This window comes from Bacteroides sp. ET71 (assembly GCF_023336905.1).
GTDB lineage: Bacteria > Bacteroidota > Bacteroidia > Bacteroidales > Bacteroidaceae > Bacteroides.
Genome location: NZ_JAMBLS010000127.1, coordinates 1 through 670, shown reverse-complemented (window position 1 = coordinate 670; position 670 = coordinate 1). Strand labels below are relative to the sequence as shown.

General features: G+C 57.6%; 1 protein-coding gene. It reads right to left on the bottom strand.

Annotated elements, in window-relative coordinates; translation table 11 throughout:
- A partial coding sequence (gene traK, locus M3090_RS15495) for a conjugative transposon protein TraK (RefSeq protein ID WP_249057764.1) occupies positions 1 to 462 on the bottom strand: 462 nt, incomplete at its 3' end.
- Between the last annotated feature and the right edge of the window lie 208 nt (positions 463 to 670).

Genomic DNA, 670 nt, shown 5'->3' with positions numbered 1-670 from the left:
GTAGGTCGTCACGATGTATGGGTAACGCTCGAAGTCGCACGCCACGCTGTCCACCCGCACGGTCTGGTTGATGTTCGCCGAGATGATGCGGTTGTAATACCCCTTCTCCTCCCAGTCCTTGTAGTAGCGGAAGGCACTCTCGTCGCACAGGTACAACGCCCGGCGGATGTTACTCTCAATGGCCGCCTTGTCGGGCGAGAGCGTGAAGAACAGTTCGTGGAACCGCCTTACGTGTTCCCGCGCCTCGACCGGACGGTTCTGGGAGAGGTCTTGCGAGAGCGCGAGGATGAGCGACTTGCCGTTGTCCAGCACGTAGATTTTCTCCCGCTGCTTCTCGGCAAAGCTGTACGAACTCCACAGCGCGTAGCCCGTGACCAACGCGCACAGCACGACGAAGGCTATCGCCATCGTGCGTATCTGCCGGAAGCTCGTTTCGATGTTCTTTAATGATTTGAATTCCATTTTCTTTTATTCTTGTTATTGATGCTTTCTGTTCAGACGGCGTATGAGGCAGGCTCACACGCCGTCTGAGGGTATCTCATACGCCGTTTGAGCTTACTTGCCCCGCAGCTTGCCCGCAATGTGCCCTGCTCCGGCACCGGTAGCCGCTGCCGCCACCTTGCCGGTCTTGACGGCGGAGTTGTTCACCTGCTTGCCGTAGTTGCCAGCA